General features: G+C 68.0%; 16 protein-coding genes and 13 pseudogenes. 20 read left to right on the forward strand and 9 right to left on the reverse strand.

Going from position 1 to position 18,680, the window contains the following annotated elements:
- Both FRAQA3DRAFT_RS32990 and FRAQA3DRAFT_RS32995 read left to right on the forward strand, forming a co-directional pair.
- Positions 1-200 (forward strand): annotated as a pseudogene (locus FRAQA3DRAFT_RS32990) (epoxide hydrolase N-terminal domain-containing protein); the annotation flags it as partial.
- 113 nt (positions 201-313) lie between these two features.
- A pseudogene (locus FRAQA3DRAFT_RS32995) lies at positions 314-553 on the forward strand (helix-turn-helix domain-containing protein); the annotation flags it as partial.
- 323 nt (positions 554-876) lie between these two features.
- Here the strand turns inward: FRAQA3DRAFT_RS32995 and FRAQA3DRAFT_RS11175 are convergent.
- A pseudogene (locus FRAQA3DRAFT_RS11175) lies at positions 877-1,593 on the reverse strand (IS6 family transposase).
- A gap of 163 nt (positions 1,594-1,756) precedes the next feature.
- Positions 1,757-1,891 carry a hypothetical protein gene (locus tag FRAQA3DRAFT_RS38070; RefSeq protein ID WP_255347013.1) on the reverse strand — a complete coding sequence of 45 codons (135 nt, stop codon included), beginning with the start codon at positions 1,889-1,891 and terminating at the stop codon, positions 1,757-1,759.
- 341 nt (positions 1,892-2,232) lie between these two features.
- Between FRAQA3DRAFT_RS38070 and FRAQA3DRAFT_RS38700 the strand changes: the two are divergent.
- The 9 genes and pseudogenes from FRAQA3DRAFT_RS38700 to FRAQA3DRAFT_RS38080 all read left to right on the forward strand — a co-directional run.
- Positions 2,233-2,343 (forward strand): annotated as a pseudogene (locus tag FRAQA3DRAFT_RS38700) (IS6 family transposase); the annotation flags it as partial.
- 35 nt (positions 2,344-2,378) lie between these two features.
- Positions 2,379-2,696, forward strand: coding sequence for a DDE-type integrase/transposase/recombinase (locus tag FRAQA3DRAFT_RS33000; protein WP_369809459.1), 318 nt, complete (start codon positions 2,379-2,381; stop codon positions 2,694-2,696).
- Positions 2,697-2,923: 227 nt separating this feature from the next.
- The gene (locus FRAQA3DRAFT_RS11195) at positions 2,924-3,676 is read left to right on the forward strand and encodes an RNA polymerase sigma factor (RefSeq protein ID WP_009739154.1); all 753 of its coding nucleotides are present in this window, start codon (positions 2,924-2,926) and stop codon (positions 3,674-3,676) included.
- A gap of 82 nt (positions 3,677-3,758) precedes the next feature.
- A complete protein-coding gene (locus tag FRAQA3DRAFT_RS11200; protein ID WP_009739155.1) occupies positions 3,759-4,748 on the forward strand; it encodes a hypothetical protein in 990 nt (329 codons plus the stop codon).
- Between the two features lie 239 nt (positions 4,749-4,987).
- The gene (locus FRAQA3DRAFT_RS11205) at positions 4,988-5,278 is read left to right on the forward strand and encodes a hypothetical protein (protein WP_009739156.1); all 291 of its coding nucleotides are present in this window, start codon (positions 4,988-4,990) and stop codon (positions 5,276-5,278) included.
- Positions 5,167-6,064, forward strand: a pseudogene (locus tag FRAQA3DRAFT_RS11210) (integrase core domain-containing protein). Before FRAQA3DRAFT_RS11205 ends, FRAQA3DRAFT_RS11210 begins: the two are co-directional and overlap by 112 nt.
- 122 nt (positions 6,065-6,186) lie before the next feature.
- Positions 6,187-6,876 carry an organomercurial lyase gene (merB, locus tag FRAQA3DRAFT_RS11215; protein WP_009739157.1) on the forward strand — a complete coding sequence of 230 codons (690 nt, stop codon included), beginning with the start codon at positions 6,187-6,189 and terminating at the stop codon, positions 6,874-6,876.
- Between the two features lie 39 nt (positions 6,877-6,915).
- Positions 6,916-7,305 (forward strand): annotated as a pseudogene (locus FRAQA3DRAFT_RS38075) (PhzF family phenazine biosynthesis protein); the annotation flags it as partial.
- Between the two features lie 151 nt (positions 7,306-7,456).
- Positions 7,457-7,555: pseudogene (locus tag FRAQA3DRAFT_RS38080) on the forward strand (phenazine biosynthesis protein PhzF); the annotation flags it as partial.
- Between the two features lie 66 nt (positions 7,556-7,621).
- Here the strand turns inward: FRAQA3DRAFT_RS38080 and FRAQA3DRAFT_RS33010 are convergent.
- A pseudogene (locus FRAQA3DRAFT_RS33010) lies at positions 7,622-7,958 on the reverse strand (DDE-type integrase/transposase/recombinase); the annotation flags it as partial.
- A 122-nt stretch (positions 7,959-8,080) separates the two neighbouring features.
- Positions 8,081-8,635, reverse strand: coding sequence for a Uma2 family endonuclease (locus tag FRAQA3DRAFT_RS11220; RefSeq protein ID WP_035920870.1), 555 nt, complete (start codon positions 8,633-8,635; stop codon positions 8,081-8,083).
- A gap of 299 nt (positions 8,636-8,934) precedes the next feature.
- Between FRAQA3DRAFT_RS11220 and FRAQA3DRAFT_RS38705 the strand changes: the two are divergent.
- Positions 8,935-9,033, forward strand: a pseudogene (locus FRAQA3DRAFT_RS38705) (SAM-dependent methyltransferase); the annotation flags it as partial.
- A gap of 408 nt (positions 9,034-9,441) precedes the next feature.
- Entirely contained in the window at positions 9,442-9,837 is a 396-nt protein-coding gene (locus FRAQA3DRAFT_RS11225; RefSeq protein WP_009739159.1) for a VOC family protein, read from the forward strand.
- Between the two features lie 127 nt (positions 9,838-9,964).
- Here the strand turns inward: FRAQA3DRAFT_RS11225 and FRAQA3DRAFT_RS11230 are convergent.
- Together FRAQA3DRAFT_RS11230 and FRAQA3DRAFT_RS33015 are read right to left on the reverse strand one after the other, a co-directional pair.
- Positions 9,965-10,815, reverse strand: a pseudogene (locus FRAQA3DRAFT_RS11230) (IS4 family transposase); the annotation flags it as partial.
- Positions 10,816-10,968: 153 nt separating this feature from the next.
- Positions 10,969-11,088 (reverse strand): annotated as a pseudogene (locus FRAQA3DRAFT_RS33015) (transposase); the annotation flags it as partial.
- 295 nt (positions 11,089-11,383) lie between these two features.
- Between FRAQA3DRAFT_RS33015 and FRAQA3DRAFT_RS11235 the strand changes: the two are divergent.
- From FRAQA3DRAFT_RS11235 to FRAQA3DRAFT_RS11240, 3 genes are all read left to right on the forward strand, one after another.
- Positions 11,384-11,716, forward strand: a complete 333-nt coding sequence (locus FRAQA3DRAFT_RS11235) for a hypothetical protein (protein ID WP_009739160.1) — start codon at positions 11,384-11,386, stop codon at positions 11,714-11,716.
- Between the two features lie 641 nt (positions 11,717-12,357).
- Positions 12,358-13,092 (forward strand): hypothetical protein, encoded by a 735-nt coding sequence (locus tag FRAQA3DRAFT_RS34920; RefSeq protein ID WP_009739161.1) that lies wholly within the window; start codon positions 12,358-12,360, stop codon positions 13,090-13,092.
- Between the two features lie 612 nt (positions 13,093-13,704).
- Positions 13,705-14,337, forward strand: a complete 633-nt coding sequence (locus FRAQA3DRAFT_RS11240) for an IS6 family transposase (protein ID WP_009739163.1) — start codon at positions 13,705-13,707, stop codon at positions 14,335-14,337.
- A 129-nt stretch (positions 14,338-14,466) separates the two neighbouring features.
- Here FRAQA3DRAFT_RS11240 and FRAQA3DRAFT_RS11245 read toward each other — a convergent pair whose 3' ends face one another.
- Complete coding sequence (locus tag FRAQA3DRAFT_RS11245; RefSeq protein ID WP_009739164.1) at positions 14,467-14,904, reverse strand: VOC family protein; 438 nt, start codon at positions 14,902-14,904, stop codon at positions 14,467-14,469.
- A gap of 257 nt (positions 14,905-15,161) precedes the next feature.
- On the opposite strand from FRAQA3DRAFT_RS11245, the pseudogene FRAQA3DRAFT_RS11250 reads away from it, so the two are divergent.
- A pseudogene (locus FRAQA3DRAFT_RS11250) lies at positions 15,162-15,871 on the forward strand (IS6 family transposase).
- A gap of 75 nt (positions 15,872-15,946) precedes the next feature.
- Here FRAQA3DRAFT_RS11250 and FRAQA3DRAFT_RS11255 read toward each other — a convergent pair.
- Positions 15,947-16,111: pseudogene (locus FRAQA3DRAFT_RS11255) on the reverse strand (IS6 family transposase); the annotation flags it as partial.
- Between the two features lie 360 nt (positions 16,112-16,471).
- Between FRAQA3DRAFT_RS11255 and FRAQA3DRAFT_RS11260 the strand changes: the two are divergent.
- Both FRAQA3DRAFT_RS11260 and FRAQA3DRAFT_RS11265 read left to right on the forward strand, forming a co-directional pair.
- Positions 16,472-16,828 carry a hypothetical protein gene (locus tag FRAQA3DRAFT_RS11260; protein ID WP_009739166.1) on the forward strand — a complete coding sequence of 119 codons (357 nt, stop codon included), beginning with the start codon at positions 16,472-16,474 and terminating at the stop codon, positions 16,826-16,828.
- 34 nt (positions 16,829-16,862) lie between these two features.
- Entirely contained in the window at positions 16,863-17,312 is a 450-nt protein-coding gene (locus FRAQA3DRAFT_RS11265) for a DUF1931 family protein (RefSeq protein ID WP_009739167.1), read from the forward strand.
- Positions 17,313-17,445: 133 nt separating this feature from the next.
- Here the strand turns inward: FRAQA3DRAFT_RS11265 and FRAQA3DRAFT_RS38240 are convergent, their stop codons facing one another.
- Positions 17,446-17,652: a hypothetical protein gene (locus FRAQA3DRAFT_RS38240; RefSeq protein ID WP_051054276.1), complete on the reverse strand. Its 207-nt coding sequence runs from the start codon at positions 17,650-17,652 to the stop codon at positions 17,446-17,448.
- Between the two features lie 529 nt (positions 17,653-18,181).
- On the opposite strand from FRAQA3DRAFT_RS38240, the gene FRAQA3DRAFT_RS11275 reads away from it, so the two are divergent.
- Positions 18,182-18,652 carry a general stress protein gene (locus FRAQA3DRAFT_RS11275; RefSeq protein ID WP_009739168.1) on the forward strand — a complete coding sequence of 157 codons (471 nt, stop codon included), beginning with the start codon at positions 18,182-18,184 and terminating at the stop codon, positions 18,650-18,652.
- The last annotated feature ends 28 nt before the right edge of the window (positions 18,653-18,680 follow it).

Consider the following 18,680-nt stretch of genomic DNA (forward strand, 5'->3'; position numbering starts at 1 on the left):
GAGCCAGCGTGCACTTCCTGCATGTCCGCTCGCCCGAACGGCATGCGCTGCCCCTGATCATGACTCACGGCTGGCCCGGATCAGTCGTGGAGTTCCTTGACGTCATCGGGCCCCTGACCGATCCACACGCCCACGGCGGAGACCCCGCCGATGCCTTTCACCTCGTGCTCCCGCACATTCCGGGTTTCGGCCTCTCCGGGAGGACGTGCGCACCTTTTTCCGCCCGCTGCGCTAATCATCCCGCGAAGCTGGAATCTGCATCGCGCAGCACATCGAATGTTTTTTCGACTGGCGAATCGCAGAAGAAACATGTCCTGGGCTGCGGCGGGAGGAGCTCTCGCAACTCGCGGGGGTTAGCGTCGCCTACTACACGCGTCTGGAGCAGGGCCAGAGTTCGAACGCCTCGGACGCCGTTCTAGACGCGATCGCCCGGGTGCTGTGTCTGGACGAGGACGAGTGGGCCCACCTGCACCGCCTGGCTCGACCGGCACCGCAGCGGCGCAGGCGGGCCTGGCCGGAGCGGCTCAGGCCCGACGTATGCAGGATGATCGAGTACGGGAAATTCCTCGTTAATCCGCGACTACCGGGCTGACTGAGTTCGACGTACGGGAGCTCCGAGTCGTCGAACACCGACACACTGGCAACGCTCGGCGGCCTGCACGCCGCCGTGCTCACCGCCGGCGCCGTCTGCCTGCTGGCGGTTCTCGTGGCTGCCACCCTGCTGTGCGCCGCGCAGTGCCGAGCACAGTCGCCGTGTGAGCCGGTCTCAGGCGTCCGCGAATCTCGACCAGCGCCGGGAGGACCCGTCCCGGGGAGTCCCACGCCGGCACTGTTGCGTTCTGGGATGGCGTGCATGCCGGGCCAGGCTGTCGGTGGTCAGATGGCGTGGGTGAGTTCGGTGAACGCGGCCGTCAGTCGCGGATGTGGGTTGGTGTGAGTGGCGAGTTCGTAGTGGCTGCGGCGGATGTTCTGGACGAGGGCGTGCCCGGCGCTGATCGTCTGAGCGGGGCGCAGCCGTTTCGATCCGAGCATCGGCCGGAGTCGGGCTTTGAGCCGGCCGTGGTCGGCTTCGGTCCGGTTGTTCTCCCGGGCGGCGTCGACGTGACGGGCTTCGGGGAGCAGCTCGTCGAGGATCCGCGGGTAGACGGGCGCCTTGTCGGTGGTGGCCTCGACCTGCCGGCGTTCATGGGTCAGCGCCCGGACGAGGAAGCGGCGGGCGGCGGCCTGGTCGCGGCGGGTGCTGGCCAGGACGTCGATGACCTGCCCGTGCTGGTCGACGGCCCGGTACAGGGAGGTCCACCTCCCGGCGACCTTCACCTACGTCTCCTCCACGCACCACCTGTCGCCAGGCCGGTGCCGGCGGGGCCGGGCGGCCTCGACCAGCAGAGGCGTGAAGCGCTGCACCCACCGGTAGACGGTCACGTGATCGACGTCGAGGCCACGCTCGGTGAGAAGCTCCTCGACGTCGCGGTACGACAACGCGTACCGCAGGTATCACCGCCCCGCCAGCACGATCACCTCCGGCGGGAACCGGAACCCCGCGAACTCCGACCCCGGCACCGGCACCGGCGGACAGACCGCACCTCGACCCATCACTCGACCATGATTGATCGGCAACTGCGCGGCGGCGGACTCCGCCGACGCAACAGTGCCATCTCTCGTCGTAGGAGGATTTTCGACGCTTCACCAACGGTGACAGCGATAGCGGTAATGGCGGCAGTGACGGGCATAGCCCGCCGTGCTGGCCATGGCCGCCCTACCGGCCGCCGCTCCAGGCGCCCTGCCGGCCACCGCCGCTCCAGGTGCCCTGCGCGCCGCTGCCGCTCCAGGTGCCCTGCGCGCCGCCGCCGCTCCAGGTGCCCTGCGGAGCACCGATCGGCAGAGCCTGCACCGTAGCACTTGCCAACATGATGGAGAAAACTGCGAATATCATTACTCCAAGGCTCAATGCTTTCCTCGTAAGAGTCACCGTCTCTCCTTTCGTCGCCGTAACCTTGTTCCCGATCGCCCTCCAAAAAAACGGTTTAACTCGCCATGAAATTTATGGTGGCGCGAGGTTTAGGGTGGTTTTATCCCAGTTACGCAAAGTTTGCCGCGAATGCAGAAAATGGGCCGCTTCTTGGCGCGATAGATCCTTCGGCGCTGTTGCATCGGCGAAGTCCGCCATCGCGGCTGCCGCCGATCGGTCATGACCGGGTGGTGCGTCGACGTCGTGTCCGTCCTTCGGCTCCGATGTCGGAGTTCGCCGGGTTCCGGTTCCCACCGAAGGTGATCGTCCTGGCGGTCCACTGGTACCTGCGGTACGCGCTGTCGTACCGCGACGTCGAGGAGCGTCTCGCCGAGACCAGACCGCCGCCCGCCGGTTCTTCGCTCGGGCACTGTCCCATGGCCGTCGGCCGGCCGAGATCACCACCGACAAGGCCCCGTTCCACCCGCGGATCCTCGACGAGCTGCTCCCCGAGGCCTGCCATGTCGACGCCGCCCGGGAGAACACCCGGATCGAAGCAGACCACGGCCGATCGAAAGCCCGGCTTCGCCCGCTGCGCGGGTTGAAACACCTGCGCTCGGTCCAGACCATCAGCGCTGGACACGCCCTTGTTCAGAACATCCGTCGCGGCCACGACGAAATCGCCACCGACATCGATCCACACCTTCGGCTCGCCGCGGCGTTCACCGAGCTCGCCGGTGCAGTCTGACCGCGGTCGTGGAGACCCCTGGCGTGCGCCGCGTCCTCGCGATGCAGCAGCGCCTTCGCAGGTCCTCGCCATGATGGAAGCCGAACGTGTCGGCTGGATGCCACTGCGCTGTCAACAGCACCCTCCTGTGATGGCCGTCCAGATGGGGCCCCATCATCTGCGCGGTGAGCGAGAGCGCGGAGACGAGCGCAGGTGGCGGGGCCGCAACCAGTGGGATTCCGCGACAGTTGCCGGCCACCGCGGAGTCGGTGCCCGCTGCCGCCGGCGTACCGGTGATACCGGCTCCGCCGACACCGATCAGGCGTACCTTCGGCGGTGCCAGCACCCCGTTCCGAGACGGCCCCGACACCGACCCTCCCCCTACCACTCCTCCTCCCACCACGGAGCCGGATCTCTCCTCGGCGGTCAGCGGAGCGCAGCGGGGAGACGAGGCGTCCTTCCGGCTGATCTACCGGACGGTCCAGCCGGGTCTGCTGCGATACCTGCGGGTACTGGTGGGCGACGACGCCGAGGACGTCGCCTCCGAGGCGTGGCTGCAGATTGCTCGTGACCTGCCGACGTTCCGCGGGGACGCCGATGGTTTCCGCGGCTGGGCGGCCACGATCGCGCGTCACCGGGCGCTCGACCACCTGCGCAGACGGGGTCGCCGCCAGCGGGAGGACGTCCCGGTCGAGCTGGTGACGGCGCAGCTGGCCGGCCCTGACGACACCGCAGGCGAAGCGTTGGAGGCGATGTCCACTGAGGCGGCCCTGCGTCTGATCACGGGCCTGCCGTTGGACCAGGCCGAGGCGGTGCTGCTGCGGGTGGTGATGGGGTTGGACGCGAAGACCGCGGGACGGGTCCTGGGCAAGCGGGCCGGTGCGGTGCGTACCGCGGCGCATCGGGGGTTGCGCAGGCTCGCCGAACAGCTCGGTGCGGTCGAACACCTCGGTGAGCGAGGGGATCAGCAAGACCGGTCGGCCAGGAGCAGACGAACATGATCGGGATATCGGCGTGCAGCGATGACCACGGGTTTCGGCCGGGTGTAACACCGGCGAGGACTTCGACGCTGAAGGACGTGAGATGAGCACACACCGACCTCGTCCGGACGGTCGGGTCGACGCGGAGCGGCTGCTTCGCGGCGACCCGGTCAACGCCGGGATCGGTACGGATCCCCTTGCCGATCTGCTCGCCGCCGCGTCCGCTCCGGCCCGCGACGGGGAGCTCGACGGTGAGGAGGCGGCGATGGCCGCCTTCCGGGAGGCGCGTCTCGTTCACGTCCCCCAGCCGCGGAGAAAATCGATGTTGAAGTTGATGCTCGCGAACGCCCTGACCATGAAGATCGCCGCCGCGGCGGTCGGAGCCACCGTCCTCAGCGGCGCTGCCGTGGCCGCCAGCACCGGAGTACTCCCGCTCACCGGTGGAGACGGCGGCACCGTGTCGGCGACGGGTACGCCGTCCGCCACGGTGACCACCCCGATGGTCGCCGTGACGAGCCCCGGCGCCGCCGTCTCGGCGTCGCTGCTCGCGCTGTGCCACACCTACACGGCGGCCGCGGCGAGCGGCGCCAGCACGGCTCTTGACTCCCCGGGCATGACTGCCCTGGTCACCGCCGCCGGCGGTCGCGACAAGGTAGGCCCCTTCTGCGGGCGGGCACTACAGGCTCAGGTCGACGCCACGGTCGCACCGGGCGTGCGGGCCGATACCCGTCTCGACCCGGGCGGTGTCGGGGCCGGCGCCGCAGTGGGGCCGAACGCGGCGGTGGGCGCGACCGCGGGGCCGGGTAGCGTCGGGGCCGGCGCTCGCGTCGGAGCGGGCACCGGGGTGGGCGCGCAGGCGGGGCAAAGCGGCGTGGGTCTTGGCGCCACCGTGCCGGGCGCGGGTGTCGGCGTCAGTGCCGGACCGGGCGGCCGCGGTCTTGGGGCCAGCGCGCCGGGCACCGGGGTGGGCGCGCAGGCGGGGCAAAGCGGCGTGGGTCTTGGCGCCACCGTGCCAGGAGCCGGTGTCGGCGCCAGCGCCGGACCGAACGGCCTCGGCCTCGGGGCCAGCGCGGCGCCGACGCCTCGCCGCTGACCCTCAGGACCGCTGACCCTCAGGACCGCTGACCCCCGGTGCCTGGCCGTCGAGCCGCTGCCGTCGGAGCCCACACCGCGACCGGTAGGCATCTGCCAGACAGCCGGGCACCGCAGCCGGCCCGCCGCCGTGGACATGACCCCTCGGCGGCGGGCCGCCCGCCGCGGCAAGCCCGAGTTCGCCGGCTGCGGGTCAGATGACGGGCCTGGCCGCGGTGGCCGAGCTGGTCGACCGGCTCGGTGTCGTCGAGACGCTCGACGAGCGGGGTCGGCCCGGTCAAACAGCGGGCGCCGGGGCTGACCGGCGGGGAGCTGCTGGTCGGGACGGCGACCGGGCAGATGGCGAGGCAGGCATCGCTGTCGGGGTTGGACCGGCTGCGGCGACGCCCCTCGGTCACCGTGGAGCAGCCCAGCCGCAGATACCTGCACGCGGTCCTGCCCGGCATCGGGATCGGCCTCGACCAGCGGCTCACCGCAATAGTGCTGGCCCCGCGACACGCCGACGACCCGCATTCCAGTCACACAGGGTGAACATGATCTCCTGCGGCCGGACGCCCACAGCCTTTGACCCCCTCCGAGGAACGTCGAGTACCCGCCGACCTGACGCCCCCTGGAAGGACCGCCCCTCTCCAATCAGGCCACAGTCAAGCCACGATCTCCGGTGTGGCGTTGGGGTCCTGAAGTCCATCGGGCTGCCTCCGGCACCGAAACGCCACCCCGACACGACGTGGTGGCAGTTCCTGCGCGCCCAGGCATCGACGATGCTGGCGGTCGATTTCCTCCACGTGGACTGCGCCGTGACCCTGCGGCGCCTGTACTGCTTCTTCGTCCTGGAAGTCGGCACCCGTTACATCCACGTCCTCGGGGTCACCGCCAACCCGGACGGGCCGTGGACCGCCCAACAGATCCGGAACCTCCTGATGGATCTCGGTGACCGGACGGCCGACTTCCAGGTCCTGGTCCGCGACCGGACCGGGCAGTTCACCGCCTCGTTCGACGCGGTCCTCGCCGACACCGGCATCACCACCCTCACGATCCCACCCCGTGTCGCCGACCCCGCGGGCGAACGCCTACGCCGAACGGCTCGTCCGCACCGTCCGGACCGAGATCACCGACCGGACGCTGGTCTTCGGTCAACAGCACCTGCGCACCGCCCTGACCGAGCACGCGACCCACTACAACGAACGACGACCCCACCGCGGCCGCAACCTTCAACCACCCCCGCCCGACCACCCCATCGCCAACCTCACCCACGAACGGACCAACCGCCGACCCGCCCTCGACGGCCCGATCAACGAAGACGAACGAACCGCCTAAAACCCCAGGTCAGCACCAGTGGCCGAGTTCTGGCGCCCCACAGCCACGGTCACGACGGCCGCGCATAGGAGCGTGACACCACCGCCCCCAATAGAATCACCTCGAGTGAAGGGGCACCCAGGATGACGCTCAGCGAGCTCGCCGAACGCACGCGCTTCGCGATCTACACCCGCCTCGCCGCGGACGGCGCGCTGCCCCCGCGGGAGGAGCTTGCCCGGCAGCTGGACGTCACGCCCCAGGACTACGACGCGGCGCTGACCGAGCTCGCCCAGACCCGCAACGTCGTCCTCAAGGACGGCGAGGTCGAGATGGCCCACCCGTTCGCGACCCGGTCCTTCGGCTTCTCCGTCATGGGAGCGCGCACCCTGTGGTGGGGCGGGTGCGCGTGGGACTCCTTCGCCATCCCGAACCTCGTCCCCGACTCGCCCGAGGTGCTCGTCGCGACCACCTGCCCCGCCTGCGGCACCGCGCACGCCTGGACGGTCACGAACCAGGGCCCGCCGGAGGGATCCCAGGTCGCGCACTTCCTCACGCCCGCGGACCGGATCTGGCCCGACGCCGCCCACGCCTGCGAGAACCAGCTCATCTTCTGCTCCGAGGGCTGCGTCGAGGACTGGCTCGCCCGCACCGGGAACGACCGCGGCTACGTCATGTCCCTGGAGACCCTGTGGCGCCTGGCGGCGCACTGGTACGAGGGGCGGCTGGACACCCCGTACGTCCGCCGCGAGCCGGTGGCCGCGGCCGACTACTTCCGCAGCGTCGGACTTCACGGACCGTTCTGGGGGCTCCCCGAGCAGGAGGAGAGCCGGTAAGCCGGCCGTGCCGGTGACGACGGGCTCGACGACGAGCGGATGGCGGCGTTCGCGCGCTGGACGAACCTCTCCGAGGCCACCTTCCTGCTGGCGCCGACTGTCGCCGGCGCCGACCACCGCCTGTGGATCTTCACCCCCCTTGGCGAGCTGCCCCTCGCCGGGCACCCCACGCTCGGCAGCGCCCACGCCTGGCTCGAGGCCGGGGGCGTGCCCGACGGCACGAACGTCGTGCAGGAGTGCGGCATCGGGCTCGTCGAGCTCCGGCGGGCCGGCGACGCGCTCGCCTTCCGCGCCCCCGAGCTCATCCGCTCCGGGCCGCTCGACGACGCGACCCGCGAGCAGGCGATCGCCGCCCTCGGGATCACCCCGGCGGACGTGCGGCGCGCGGCCTGGGCCGACAACGGACCCGGCTGGGTGGGGCTCATGCTGGACTCCGCGGACGCCGTCCGGGCGATCCGCCCCGACTACGCGCGGATGGGGCAGCTCGCGAGCGGCGTCATCGGACTCGACCCGGCGGGCCCCGCCGACGTCGAGGTGCGCGTTCGCCGCCGGCATCGGCGAGGACCCCGTCACCGGGAGCCTGAACACGGCCTTCGCGGTCTGGCTCACCCGCGAGGGCATCCTGCCGCCGGCCTACACCGTGCGGCAGGGCACCGCCCTGCAACGAGCCGGCGAGGTGCTCATCGCCACCCACGACGACGGCAGCATCTGGGTGGCCGGCACGAGCAGGACCCTGATCCGAGGCGCGCATCGGCTGGAGCCGGGCTTTCAACCGGCCATGATCTGTCTCGATCCGATTGTTCTCCTGGGCGGCGTCGACATGGCAGGCCTCGGGGAGCAGGTGGTCGAGGAGCCTTGGGTAGACGGGGGCCTTGTCGGTGGTGACCTCGACCGGCCGACGGCCAGGGGACAGCGCGCGGGTGAAGAAGCGGCGGGCGGCGGCCTGGTCGCGGCGGGTGCTGGCGAGGACGTCAATGACCTGGCCGTGCTGGTCGACGCCCCCGGTACAGGGAGGTCCAGCGGCCGGCGACCTTCACGTAGGTCTCATCCACACACCACCTGTCGCCCGGCCGGTGCCGGCAGGCGACCGGTAACAGCCTGCGAGCCTCCCCGCGCCTCCACTCACCGACCACTCATGCACCAGTGCACGGGGGATCCCGCCGGCCGGCCGGCCAGCCTGCTCGAAGCCGCCCGGCAGACATCGCTAGAGCCGAGCGAGATCGACCTTGACCGGGAAGGGTGCGACGGCATCGACGACGCCCGTGAAGACCTCACCGTCACGGTAGCTCCCGGTTGCCGGGTCGAGGACGTAGGTATGGACGACCGGGACGCCGGCGGGGGGCTGCTCGACCCGCCAGTAGTACGAGATCCCGGCCCTCGCGTACTGCTCGGCCTTGACGATCCGGTCGGTCGTCTCCGAACCGGGCGAGACAACCTCGATGACGAGCAGAATGTGCTCGGGACGGGCCGGGATGATGTCGATCGTGTCGGCGCGGTACACGACGACGTCCGGACGCCGATTGGTCAGCGGCACGTCCTGAAGCCGAACATCGAAATCGAAGTCCGCGTTCCAGTCCGGCCCGGCGGCGGCCTCCAACGCAACCGCGAGGATCTTGACCAGCCGGTTGTGCCGCTTGGACGCGCTGGGACTCACGACCACCATCCCGTCCACGACCTCGATGCCCGCGCACTGCTCGGCGGACCAGGAGTCGTACTGCTCCGCCGTGATCTGCTCGTGCATCCACGCAGGAGCGATCATCTCCGCGGCGATGGCGCACCTCCCTCAGGCGACCCGACAGACCTGATCCCTCCGAACCAGCGTAGCGCCGTCAGGCTCACCCGCCGGCGGGCTACAGTCCGCAACCGACAGCCATGAGCTGCGGGCAGCCTCAGGGACACCGAGAGGCCCAAGCAGGGAACACGACACCGCGCCCCACCCCACGCTGGACCGGACAACTCTCCCCGGCACTGTTGCGTCGGCGAAGTCCACCATCGCGGCTACCGATCAGCCATGATCGAATCATGCGTCGACGTCGTATCCGTCCACCGGCTCCGACGTCGAGCCTGGTCGCCAACGGCTACAGAGTCCTGGACGTGCGGGAGGCGCCGGACCGCCCAGGGCGTGAGTTCGTGTTCATCGCCGAACGTTCGGCCTGATACCTAAAAGACGGCTTCGCGGTTCAAGGCCCGAGCTCAAGCCAGCGGACTGGCGCCCCGTCGCGCAACCCTCCAACCGACAGCGGTGACACAGCAGCACCAGGACCACCTGACGACTAGGACCGCCTCGACGTCCGGACTTGCCAACTACGACGGCGACTCGCCATCCACTCGCCAACTACGACGGCGACTCGCCAACGAGATCCGATCCCTACAGCCTGTGGAGGGATCGGGTGAAGATGGCCAGCCCGAGCTGCCCAGATGGCCTCGTCGGCCAGCCGGAACGCCCCTGGAGCGCGGCTGCTTGGCCATTTTCAGTGCTCGCTGGTGGAAGGTCAGGTTGGCCAGTCGAGTTGCGAGTCAGGGCGTTGCACGCCACGCTCGTCACCGACGGCCGATAGTGACACCATGACTTCGCTCATACGCAATATCGAGTTCGACTGCGCCGATGCCTACGCTCTTGGGTCCTTTTGGGCAGAGGTCCTGGGAGGGGTCCTCCACGAGGACGACCGGCCCGAGGTCCCGGAGGTACTCGTGAGCACCGGAGAGGGCAGCGGGCCAGGCCTGCTGTTCCTCGCCGTACCCGAGGGCAAGAAGGTCAAGAACCGGCTGCACCTGGATCTTCAGCCACAGGACCGATCTCGGGATGAAGAAGTCGAGCGGCTGTTGGGCCTAGGCGCCAAGCTTGTCGCGGACTTCCGCAAGCCGGACGGTACGGGCTGGGTCGTTATGATCGACATTGAAGGGAACGAGTTCTGTGTGGAGCGCAGTCAGGCAGAGCGGATCTTGACCGGGGATATCTAGTGCCTCGTCAGGCCACGTTCGCCCGCTGGACGATCTGCCGCAGCTTCTGATCTTCTGCGTGCTGGTTCCGCCGGGCGATGTAGTCGTAGATCATCTGGTTCCGGGTGTCGTGGTCGGCATGGTCGGCGCCGTTGAGGGCATCGGCGATGAGCCGGCTACGTTTGGCGACGGGAATCCTGGGGTCGACTAGAAGGGACAGGTAGGAGCCGTCGGGCAGTGCCCGGATGACGGGGAGCGTGAGGTTCATGTTGACCCGCCAGAGCAGGTCCGTGCCGGTGGCGAGCGCCTGCTGCCACAGGCCGTAGCCGTAGAAGTTGCGGTCGGCGGTGAGGAGCATGCCCGGCTCGCAGGCGTCGAGCAGCGTGGCCGCGAGCGACCGTTCGTCGCTGGCGTAGGTGCCGATGGCGGCGGCGAACACCGCGTGGGTGCCGCATTCGGCCAGTGCGACGATGTGGACCTGGGGAAAGGCTGCGATCCTCGGCCCGTGACTGAAACGACCGAACGCCTCGGCATTCTCGGGGTGTCCGCGGTGTCGAGGCGGACGCCGTCCACGGCCACGAGTCGACGGGACGCGAGCCAGGCGCCTTTCGTGCCCAGGCCGGCGACCGGCACGGCGACCCGCTCGAACAGCAGCTTCAACGGTTCCGGGCCAAGACGTGTCCGAGCTTGTGAGATCGCCCCGGTACTCGGAATCTTCCACTCCCCGCGCCAGGACCCGAGCCAGCGCAGCGTGCCGACCAGCCTACGCATCACTTCGTCGTAGTCATCGTCGAGGAACAGACACATCGCCATCGTGAAGTACACGACGACCCTGGCTGGTAGAAGCCTCCTAGGCTGTTCCAGCCGTCCCGTCTCCGTGAGTACCTCGTCGGCCAGATCCCGAGGAACCACACGTGCGAGAACGCCGATGGAAATTCGATCCGTCAGCCGGTCACTGGTGACTGCGGGCAGTTCGAGGGCATCCGGGAGACGCGACACACCGGCATTCCATCGACGTCTCGATCAATAAATCGCCGGCGTGTGCTGTAGAAGCTATGACTCGCGCGAGAGAAAGCGTGTCGGCTTGATGTCGCCTCGTTGAGCGCGTCGCCGTTGACAACGGAACCAGCTCCCTAACCAAGCGGCATTGGTTTCGATCCACTCGTCGTGTTGCTCGGCGAGGACCGCGCCGACGAGACGCACGATGGCGTCGCGGCCAGGGAAGATACCGACGACGTCGGTCCGCCGCCGGATTTCCTTGTTGAGTCGTTCCTGCACTACTTCCGAGAGGAAGACGATCCCGCCGCCTACCGCGAGTACTTGGCGGGCGACCGTAGCGGACCCTCCCCGGTACGGAGATGGCTTTGGGTGTGCACAACAGTGCCGGCTCCCATGACCAAGCAAAGTTTGGATTCTACCCGTATCAGCATCCAAACGACTGGGTGGCGGCACCGCCCAAGTCGCCCGGCGACGGGGAGGGGCGCGACTCGGGCGGCTGGTACAACCGTGTGCTGTCGCCCGAAATCGTCTATGCTCAAGGCAAATTACGAAGCTTCCGGGAGAGCAGATGTGGAAAACGGTCCTGGCCACCAGCATGCAAGGTCCGATCGACTATGAGAAGGTCCGCACCCTCCGCCGATCTCTGAATCTTCAGCCGCGAGGCCGGTGGGATGACGACGACGATGAAGCCTTCGGCGAACGATACCTCGTCGACAGCGGTGAGGATCGTGCGCGTCTGACCTTGTGGCGAGGCAGGGCGGACGAGTGGATGGTCACGCTCCTCGCTACTCCGGCAGCGGTCCCCAGCCGGGATAATCTGACTCAGCTCCTCGCAGAGATCCGGACCGCGGCGCAATCCGTCGGGCTCACCATCCAGCGCGAGAACATCTGGCCGACCTGACGGTAGATCCACGAGCCGCCGACATCCTCGCCTCCACCCCCTATCGCGCCATGCCGGGTGCCTGGCCGCGACGCCGCTACACGTCCACGAGCGAGGGCACGGTGCCTCGTGATGGACAGCCATGTGCACCAAGATCAACGAAAAGCGGCGGGCCGCAACCGTCACCACCTGTTGCATGCGGGTCCCTGACAATCCCGAACCCGGCTACCCACCCCTACCGGGTGCACCAAACAGGAGCGCGTCGTGGCCCGCGTTCCTCACCGCTGCACTGCGCGCGTAGCCATAACAGGCCGCCGCCGCCGGAACTGGGCTCGGCCAGGAAGCGCCTCTGCGGAGTGCACCAGAAGTCGGCGCTCACCCTCGCCGCCATCTGGGATAGCCGCACCAGACGCCGCACGCTCCCCGCACGGGCACCCGCATGGCAGCCCACAGCCACCTGAACAGCCGACCCGGACATCCGACGGGTCTTCACCGCCGCCGCCTCGGGCAACCGAGCCGCCGTCGACGACGTCAAACAACGGCGCCCCGTCGACTACGAACGCGCCGTCCAGCAGGCATCCATCGAAGCGAACGCCGACCAGCTCCGCAGGCAGCTCGCCGCGAGGGCTACTTCCGACCCGGCATATGCGCGGTTCGCGGACATGACAGCAGACCAGTTCCGTGACGGGATGACACGCCACGTACGAGAAGCGTTCACCGGTCGGAACGTCGCGATCCGTATGCAGCTCGACCAGCAACGCTTCGAACGATTCCTCGCCGCTGGCCGCTACAGGACCCAGTTCGAACCAGGTATCGAAACCGGTTACGACAGCCGCGCATCCCGCCGGACCCGCGAAGAGCAGTGGTTCGGCTACCCACCGGACCTCGACCCCACTCGACGACCTGTCTACGGCTACCTCGATATCGGCGGCCCACGTTCGGTCGGCGTATACGACTTCGAAGCCCCCCTTGACCTCCGAGACGACCTCTCCGGGTACGGCACAGTCCAAATTATCCTCAAACGAGATGTTGCGAAACGCTCCACGGCACTTGTCGGAGACTCCCTTGGCTCAGTGGGATTCGGACGACCCACCCCGCTGACCGCTCCGACCTGGGAGTCGTTCAGCCCACGCCTCGAAGGCGGCTGGTCGGCGGGAGGGACCGCTGGCACCTTCGATGAACGCGACTACATCAGCTCCCGGTTTCGCGCCGAGAGCTACATCGAAACCCAGATCCACGGCGGCGTTACCATCGATGACATCCAAGAGGTAGTATTGGCAGGTACGCCCAAACAGCAGCCACGGGCCGCGATGAAACGTTCAGGATGGAACTGGTCCATCCTCCCCCCTCTTGAACAGGAAGGCGCCAATGCCGAAACTCGTAATCCTGGGAGTTGACGGCGACACGCAGCTCGTGGCACTAGAGGGCCCCTACCACGACCACTCCGCAGGGGCAATCGTCAGTCCCAACACCAAGCCACGCATTGGCCGTCTCGGGTCCATCCTCGCCCACAGCGGCGGCTGTTGGAATGCTCCTGGCAAGACACGGCCAATCGAAGTCCCAGACCTCGCAGACAAACTCGCAACCGCCGCACAGATCCTCAGCCAACCCGGCGGTGCATCAGTCTGGATCAACGTCTAGTTCTTCGTCCGACCCGCACAGGCCAGGAGCCTGACCCGCGGAGCCCCTACACGTCCACGAGCGCGGCCACGGTGCCTCGCAGTGGACAGGGGAAGGGGAAGCCTCGCGGGGCCCATGTACCAGTACAACCCGCCGAACGCGTGCGCGAACTCGCGGAGCGCGGGCTGAGCCGCAACGAGATCGCCCAGGCGCTCGGCCGCGGCACGAGGGCTCTGTTGCGTTATGCCGAGGCGGGACGTGGCGGGCTCAGCTGGTGCCCCTGAGGAACTGCCGATCGGTCATGATCGGTTGATGCGTCGACGTCGTGTCCATCCCCGGTTCCGACGTCGGAGTTCGCCGGGTTCCGGTTCCCGCCGGAGGTGATCGTGATGGCGGTCCGCTGGTACCTGCGGTTCGCCCTGTCCTACCGGGACGTCGAGGAGCTACTGGCCGAACGCGGCCTCGAGGTCGACCACGTCACGATCTACCGGTGGGCGCAGCGCTTCACACCCCTGCTCGCCGAGGCGGCCCGGCCGTGCCGGCGCCGGCCTGGTGACAGGTGGTTTGTCGATAAGACCTATGTGAAGGTCGCCGGCAGGCGGGCCTACCTGTACCGGGCCGTCGACCAGCATGGACAGGTCATCGACGTCTTCGCCAGTACCCGCCGCGACCAGGGCATCACCCGCCGGTTCTTCACCCAGGCGCTATCTCATGGCCACCGGCCGGTCGAGGTCACCACCGACAAGGCCCCGGTCTGCCCAAGGCTCCTCGACGAGCTGCTCCCCGAGGCCTGCCATGTCGACGCCGCCCAGGAGAACAATCGGATCGAGACAGATCATGGCCGGTTGAAAGCCCGGCTCCGGCCGATGCGCGGCCTGCAACGGCTGCGGTCCGTCCAGACCGTCAGCGCCGGACACGCCCTGGTCCAGAACATCCGCCGCGGCCACGACAAGTGCGCCGTCGACACCCACCCACAGCTCCGGCTGGCAGCCGCGTTCACCGAACTCGCCCACGCCGTCTGACCGAAGATCACCGTGGCCGCTGGCATGCCCCGCGTCCTCCGAACGCAACAGTGCCCATGGCGGCGGTCCTTCCGGTGTGGCTGGTACTGGTTGGTGATCTCCTAAGCGACGTAGGAGAATCGTGCTGCTTCAGCCGAGCTCCTCGACCAGCCCGATGATGATGCCCTCGGGGCCGCGGACGTAGCAGTACCGGCAGTAATCCTCGTACTGCGCCACCTCACCCACGAGTTCGGCGCCGTGGGCGCGCAGGCGGTCGAGGACGTCGTCAACGGCGTCGACGACGAACGTCAGGCGAGGGATGCCCGGGGTGTTCAGCGGCGCCCTCGGCGCAGTGCTGGTGGCCACCGGCGAGTGGAACGTCGACAGCTCGACCCGGCCGTGGCCGTCCGGGGTCCGCACGACGGCGATGTCCGCTCGGACGCCTTCCAGCCCGACGAGCTGGTCCACCCATGCACCCTCGACCGCTGTCTCGCCCTCCAGTTCCAGGCCCAGTTCAACGAAGAACGCGATGGCAGCCGCGAGATCGGTGACCACAACGCCGGCGTGATCCATCCGGTGGATCGTCATGACTTCCTCCCGTGTCGCGCGGCCCTCGTGGCCGCTCGTGTCCCTGGGACGGAGCCGGCGCCACGTTCTCGACACCCGTGGCCGCCATCACAGCCTCCTCGCCGCCCGGTCGCCCATGGTGATCACCGCCCAGTATCGTGCAGACCCGACCACCGACCCCTCCCTCGAACGAATCCAAACCATCCCACCTGGCCTGGGCGGCACTGTTGCATCGGCGAAGTTCACCATCGCGGCTACCGATCAGTCATGATCGAATGATGCGTCGACGTCGCGTCCGGCCACCGGCTCCGACGTCGAAGTTCACGGAGTTCCGGTTCCCTCCCGAGGTGATCGTGCTGGCGGTCCGCTGGTACCGCGGTTCGCGCTGTCCTGTCGGGATGTCGAGGAGCTACTGGCCGAACGGGACATCGACGTTGATCACGTCACCGTGTACCGGTGGGTCCAGCGCTTCACGCCACTGCTCGTTGACGCCGCCCGGCCGCGTCGGACCGTCCTGGTGACCGGTGGTTCGTCGACGAGACCTACGTCAAGATCGCCGGCCGGTGGACCTACCTGTACCGGGGGCGTCGACCAGCACGGCCAGGTCATCGACGTCCTCGCCAGCACCCGCCGCGACCAGGCCGCCGCCCGCCGGTTCTTCGCCCGCACGCTGTCCCACGGGCGCCGGCCCGTCGAGGTCACCACCGACAAGGCCCCCGTCTACCCAAGGCTCCTCGAGGAGCTGCTCCCCGAGGCCTGCCACGTCGACGGTGCCCGGGAGAACAATCGGATCGAAGCCGATCACAGCAGACTCAAAGCCTGGCTCCGCCCGATGCGCGGACTGAAACGGCTGCGCTCCGTCCAGACGATCAGCGCAGGTCATGCGTTCGTCCAGAACATCCGCCGCGGCCACTACGAACTCGGGACCGACGCCGACCCGCACGCACGGCTGACGGCCGCGTTTACCAAGCTCACCCTCGCGATCTGATCACCCGATCGACAGGGCAATCCATGTCTTGCCTCCCGCAATGCAACAGACCTGACCGGGCCGGGCGGCGTCCACCAGCAGAGGCGTGAAGCGCTGCACCCACCGGTGGACGGTCACGTGATCGACGTCGAGGCCACGCTCGGCGAGAAGCTCCTCGACGTCCCGGTACGACACCACGTACCGCAGGTACCACCGGACCACCAGCACGATCACCTCCGGCGGGAACCGGAACCCCCACAAACTGCGACACCAGCACCAGCGGACGGACCACACCTCGACCCATCACTCGATCATGATTGACCGGCAGCTACGCGAAGGCGGACTCTGAAAAAGTACCTGATCAGTTACCTCCGCCAGGTCGAACGCGTGCGGCCAACAGAAACCACATCGCCGGTCCGCGGCTATCTCCCCGCGATCTTCCCAGGCTCCCGCGGCCTCGCGCGGAGAAACGGGAGCATGCGGTTATATGGCTGAGATAGCGTTTATGTGAACTCGAGAACTGATCTCTTGCGGAACCGGCCCATCTGTTTCACTCTGGCTACGTGGACGTGGGCAGAGTGGACCTGGGTAGAAACGAAGCAGCGAGGATCGGGAGAGATCATGGCGGTGAGACTGAACAGAAAGGCCTATGACCATGCCCGGAAGCTGATCGAGGACAGGAAGGTCGTGCTGGACGAGCGGGACGACTGGAGCGAGCATCAGCCGTCAGCTCAGCAGGAGAACAGGTTCGTCGAGGAGCACGGCCTCGGTGAGTACCAGAAGTGGTACCTGGGGATCGACGACAAGATCGGCGAGGACCGGAAGACGCGGTACAAGTTCCCCTACGGAGACTTCGAGAACGTGCACCGGTGCGGGGTCCTGTCGGCCGAGTCGAGAGCCGGGCAGTACAAGCATTTCGACGTTGAACAGGCCGCCGCCCACCTGCATGGAATGCTTGACGTCGTGCGCGCCGGATAGTGGCGCGTACGCGACCAGCCGAGGGAGGATCACCATGCCGGTTATGGGCGTGACCAGATTCGAGCGATTCTTCCGGACCGCCGCGGGTCTGGACATGGACAAGAACGACGTGAAGCGTTACGGCGATTTCGTCAACGACAAGGTCTTCGATCTGCTGCTCATGGCGCAGGCGACCGCGAAGGCGAACCTCCGAGATGTGATAGAGCCCTGGGACCTGCCCATCACCAAAGGGCTCCAGGAGAGCATGCACCATTTCCGGGATCTCGACGAGGAGATCGAGCTGCGTCCCATCCTGGAACAGATCGCGGCTCGCCCCCCGCTGGACCTTGCCCTGAGCGACGACACCGCGGCCCGTCTTCCCCTCATCGTCGGCGGACTGAGCCTCGCACTCGCCAGAGCCTTCACGATCATCGAACCGAAGCTCAAGAATCCCGGGCCCAACGAATGGGAGCGCGTCAGCCACATCTTCGACCTCCTCCTTTGAATCTCCTTTGAACCCCTGGGGGAAGGCGCGCGAGGAAGGGAAGGCGTGGTCCGGTCAGCGCGATCGGATCAGCGCGGTCATGGCACGTCAGTCGGGTCAGCCGTTGGATGATCCCGCGCCGGATGTGTGCGCGCTATGTGTGCGCGCTGGACGCTCCGGCTTCGGATGACGCGGCTTCGGACGACCTGGTGGTGGCGTCGGTGTACTGGCTCGAGGCGTCATCGATCGTCCGGCCGCTCTGCGTCGCCGTGGGTCCGGAGATCTCGATGTGGCGGGGCTGGCTGCTGCGGGCCTTCGCCAGCCGGACGGCCAGCACCCCGTCGTCCAGGCTCGCCGTCACCGATTCGGGGTCGACGTCTCCGGGCAGCGTGATCTGGTGCTCGAAGTGGCGGAGCAGGTTAATGCTCTACCCCACGCCTGTTGCGCAAGGCTTCTGGCGTGCACTCCAATCGTCGTCCGCGCCCGCTTCGCCGGCAAACGCAGACACCGTGGATGTCCGCACCGGCTGCCGCGGCCGCCAGCACGAGTCGGTTCTCGCGGCCCCCAGAAATCTCGGGCGTACTCGGTTGGGCAGCCGGCACGCGGGCAATCTCCAAGAACGACCGCGTTGTTCGGGGAGATACCTTGGATGCCCTGCGCGGTGGCGCAACCACGACCCACATCGAGTGGGGGCGATCGATATGTCACATGGTAATAACGATTTCGGGACAGATGAGGGCGGTGCCCGCGGTTCCCGATCGCATGACCTTGGAACAGGTGCTCCCCGAGCAGGAGTCCTCCACCGCGGCGACCCGCGCCTTGATGATGCTCGGAGTGAGCGGGGGACGGACCGTGCGGACGGGACCGGCCGCACGGTCGGCTCACAGAAAGTGGTCGCCACCTTCAGTACCTACGCCGATGCCGAACGGGCCGTCGATCGACTTGCCGACCTTCACTTCCCGGTGGAGAAGACCGCCATCGTCGGCCGCGACCTGCACACGATCGAGAAGGTCACGGGTCGGCTGACCTGGGCCTCCGCGGCAGGCCGGTCGGCGCTCGCCGGTGCCCTCCCGGGCGCGCTGATCGGCTGGATCTTCGGCCTGTTCAACTGGATCAACCCTGTTCAGACGGCGGTGCTGCTCGCGCTCTACGGAGCCGTCTTCGGCGCAGTCCTCGGTGCTCTGACGGGTCTGCTGATCTACGCGTTCAGCCGGGGCCGGCGGGACTTCGTCTCCGTGTCGGCGCTGAGTGCCGATCGCTACGACCTGCTCGTCGATGCCGACGTGGCGGACGAGGCGGCCCGGTTCCTGGCGGAGACCGAGTTCGGCCGGCTCTCGTCCGCCGGGAGCGGCCGGAGCTGACATTGGTCAGCCGCCGGCCCGGCACGCG

It is taken from the genome of Frankia sp. QA3 (assembly GCF_000262465.1).
Classification (GTDB): domain Bacteria; phylum Actinomycetota; class Actinomycetes; order Frankiales; family Frankiaceae; genus Frankia.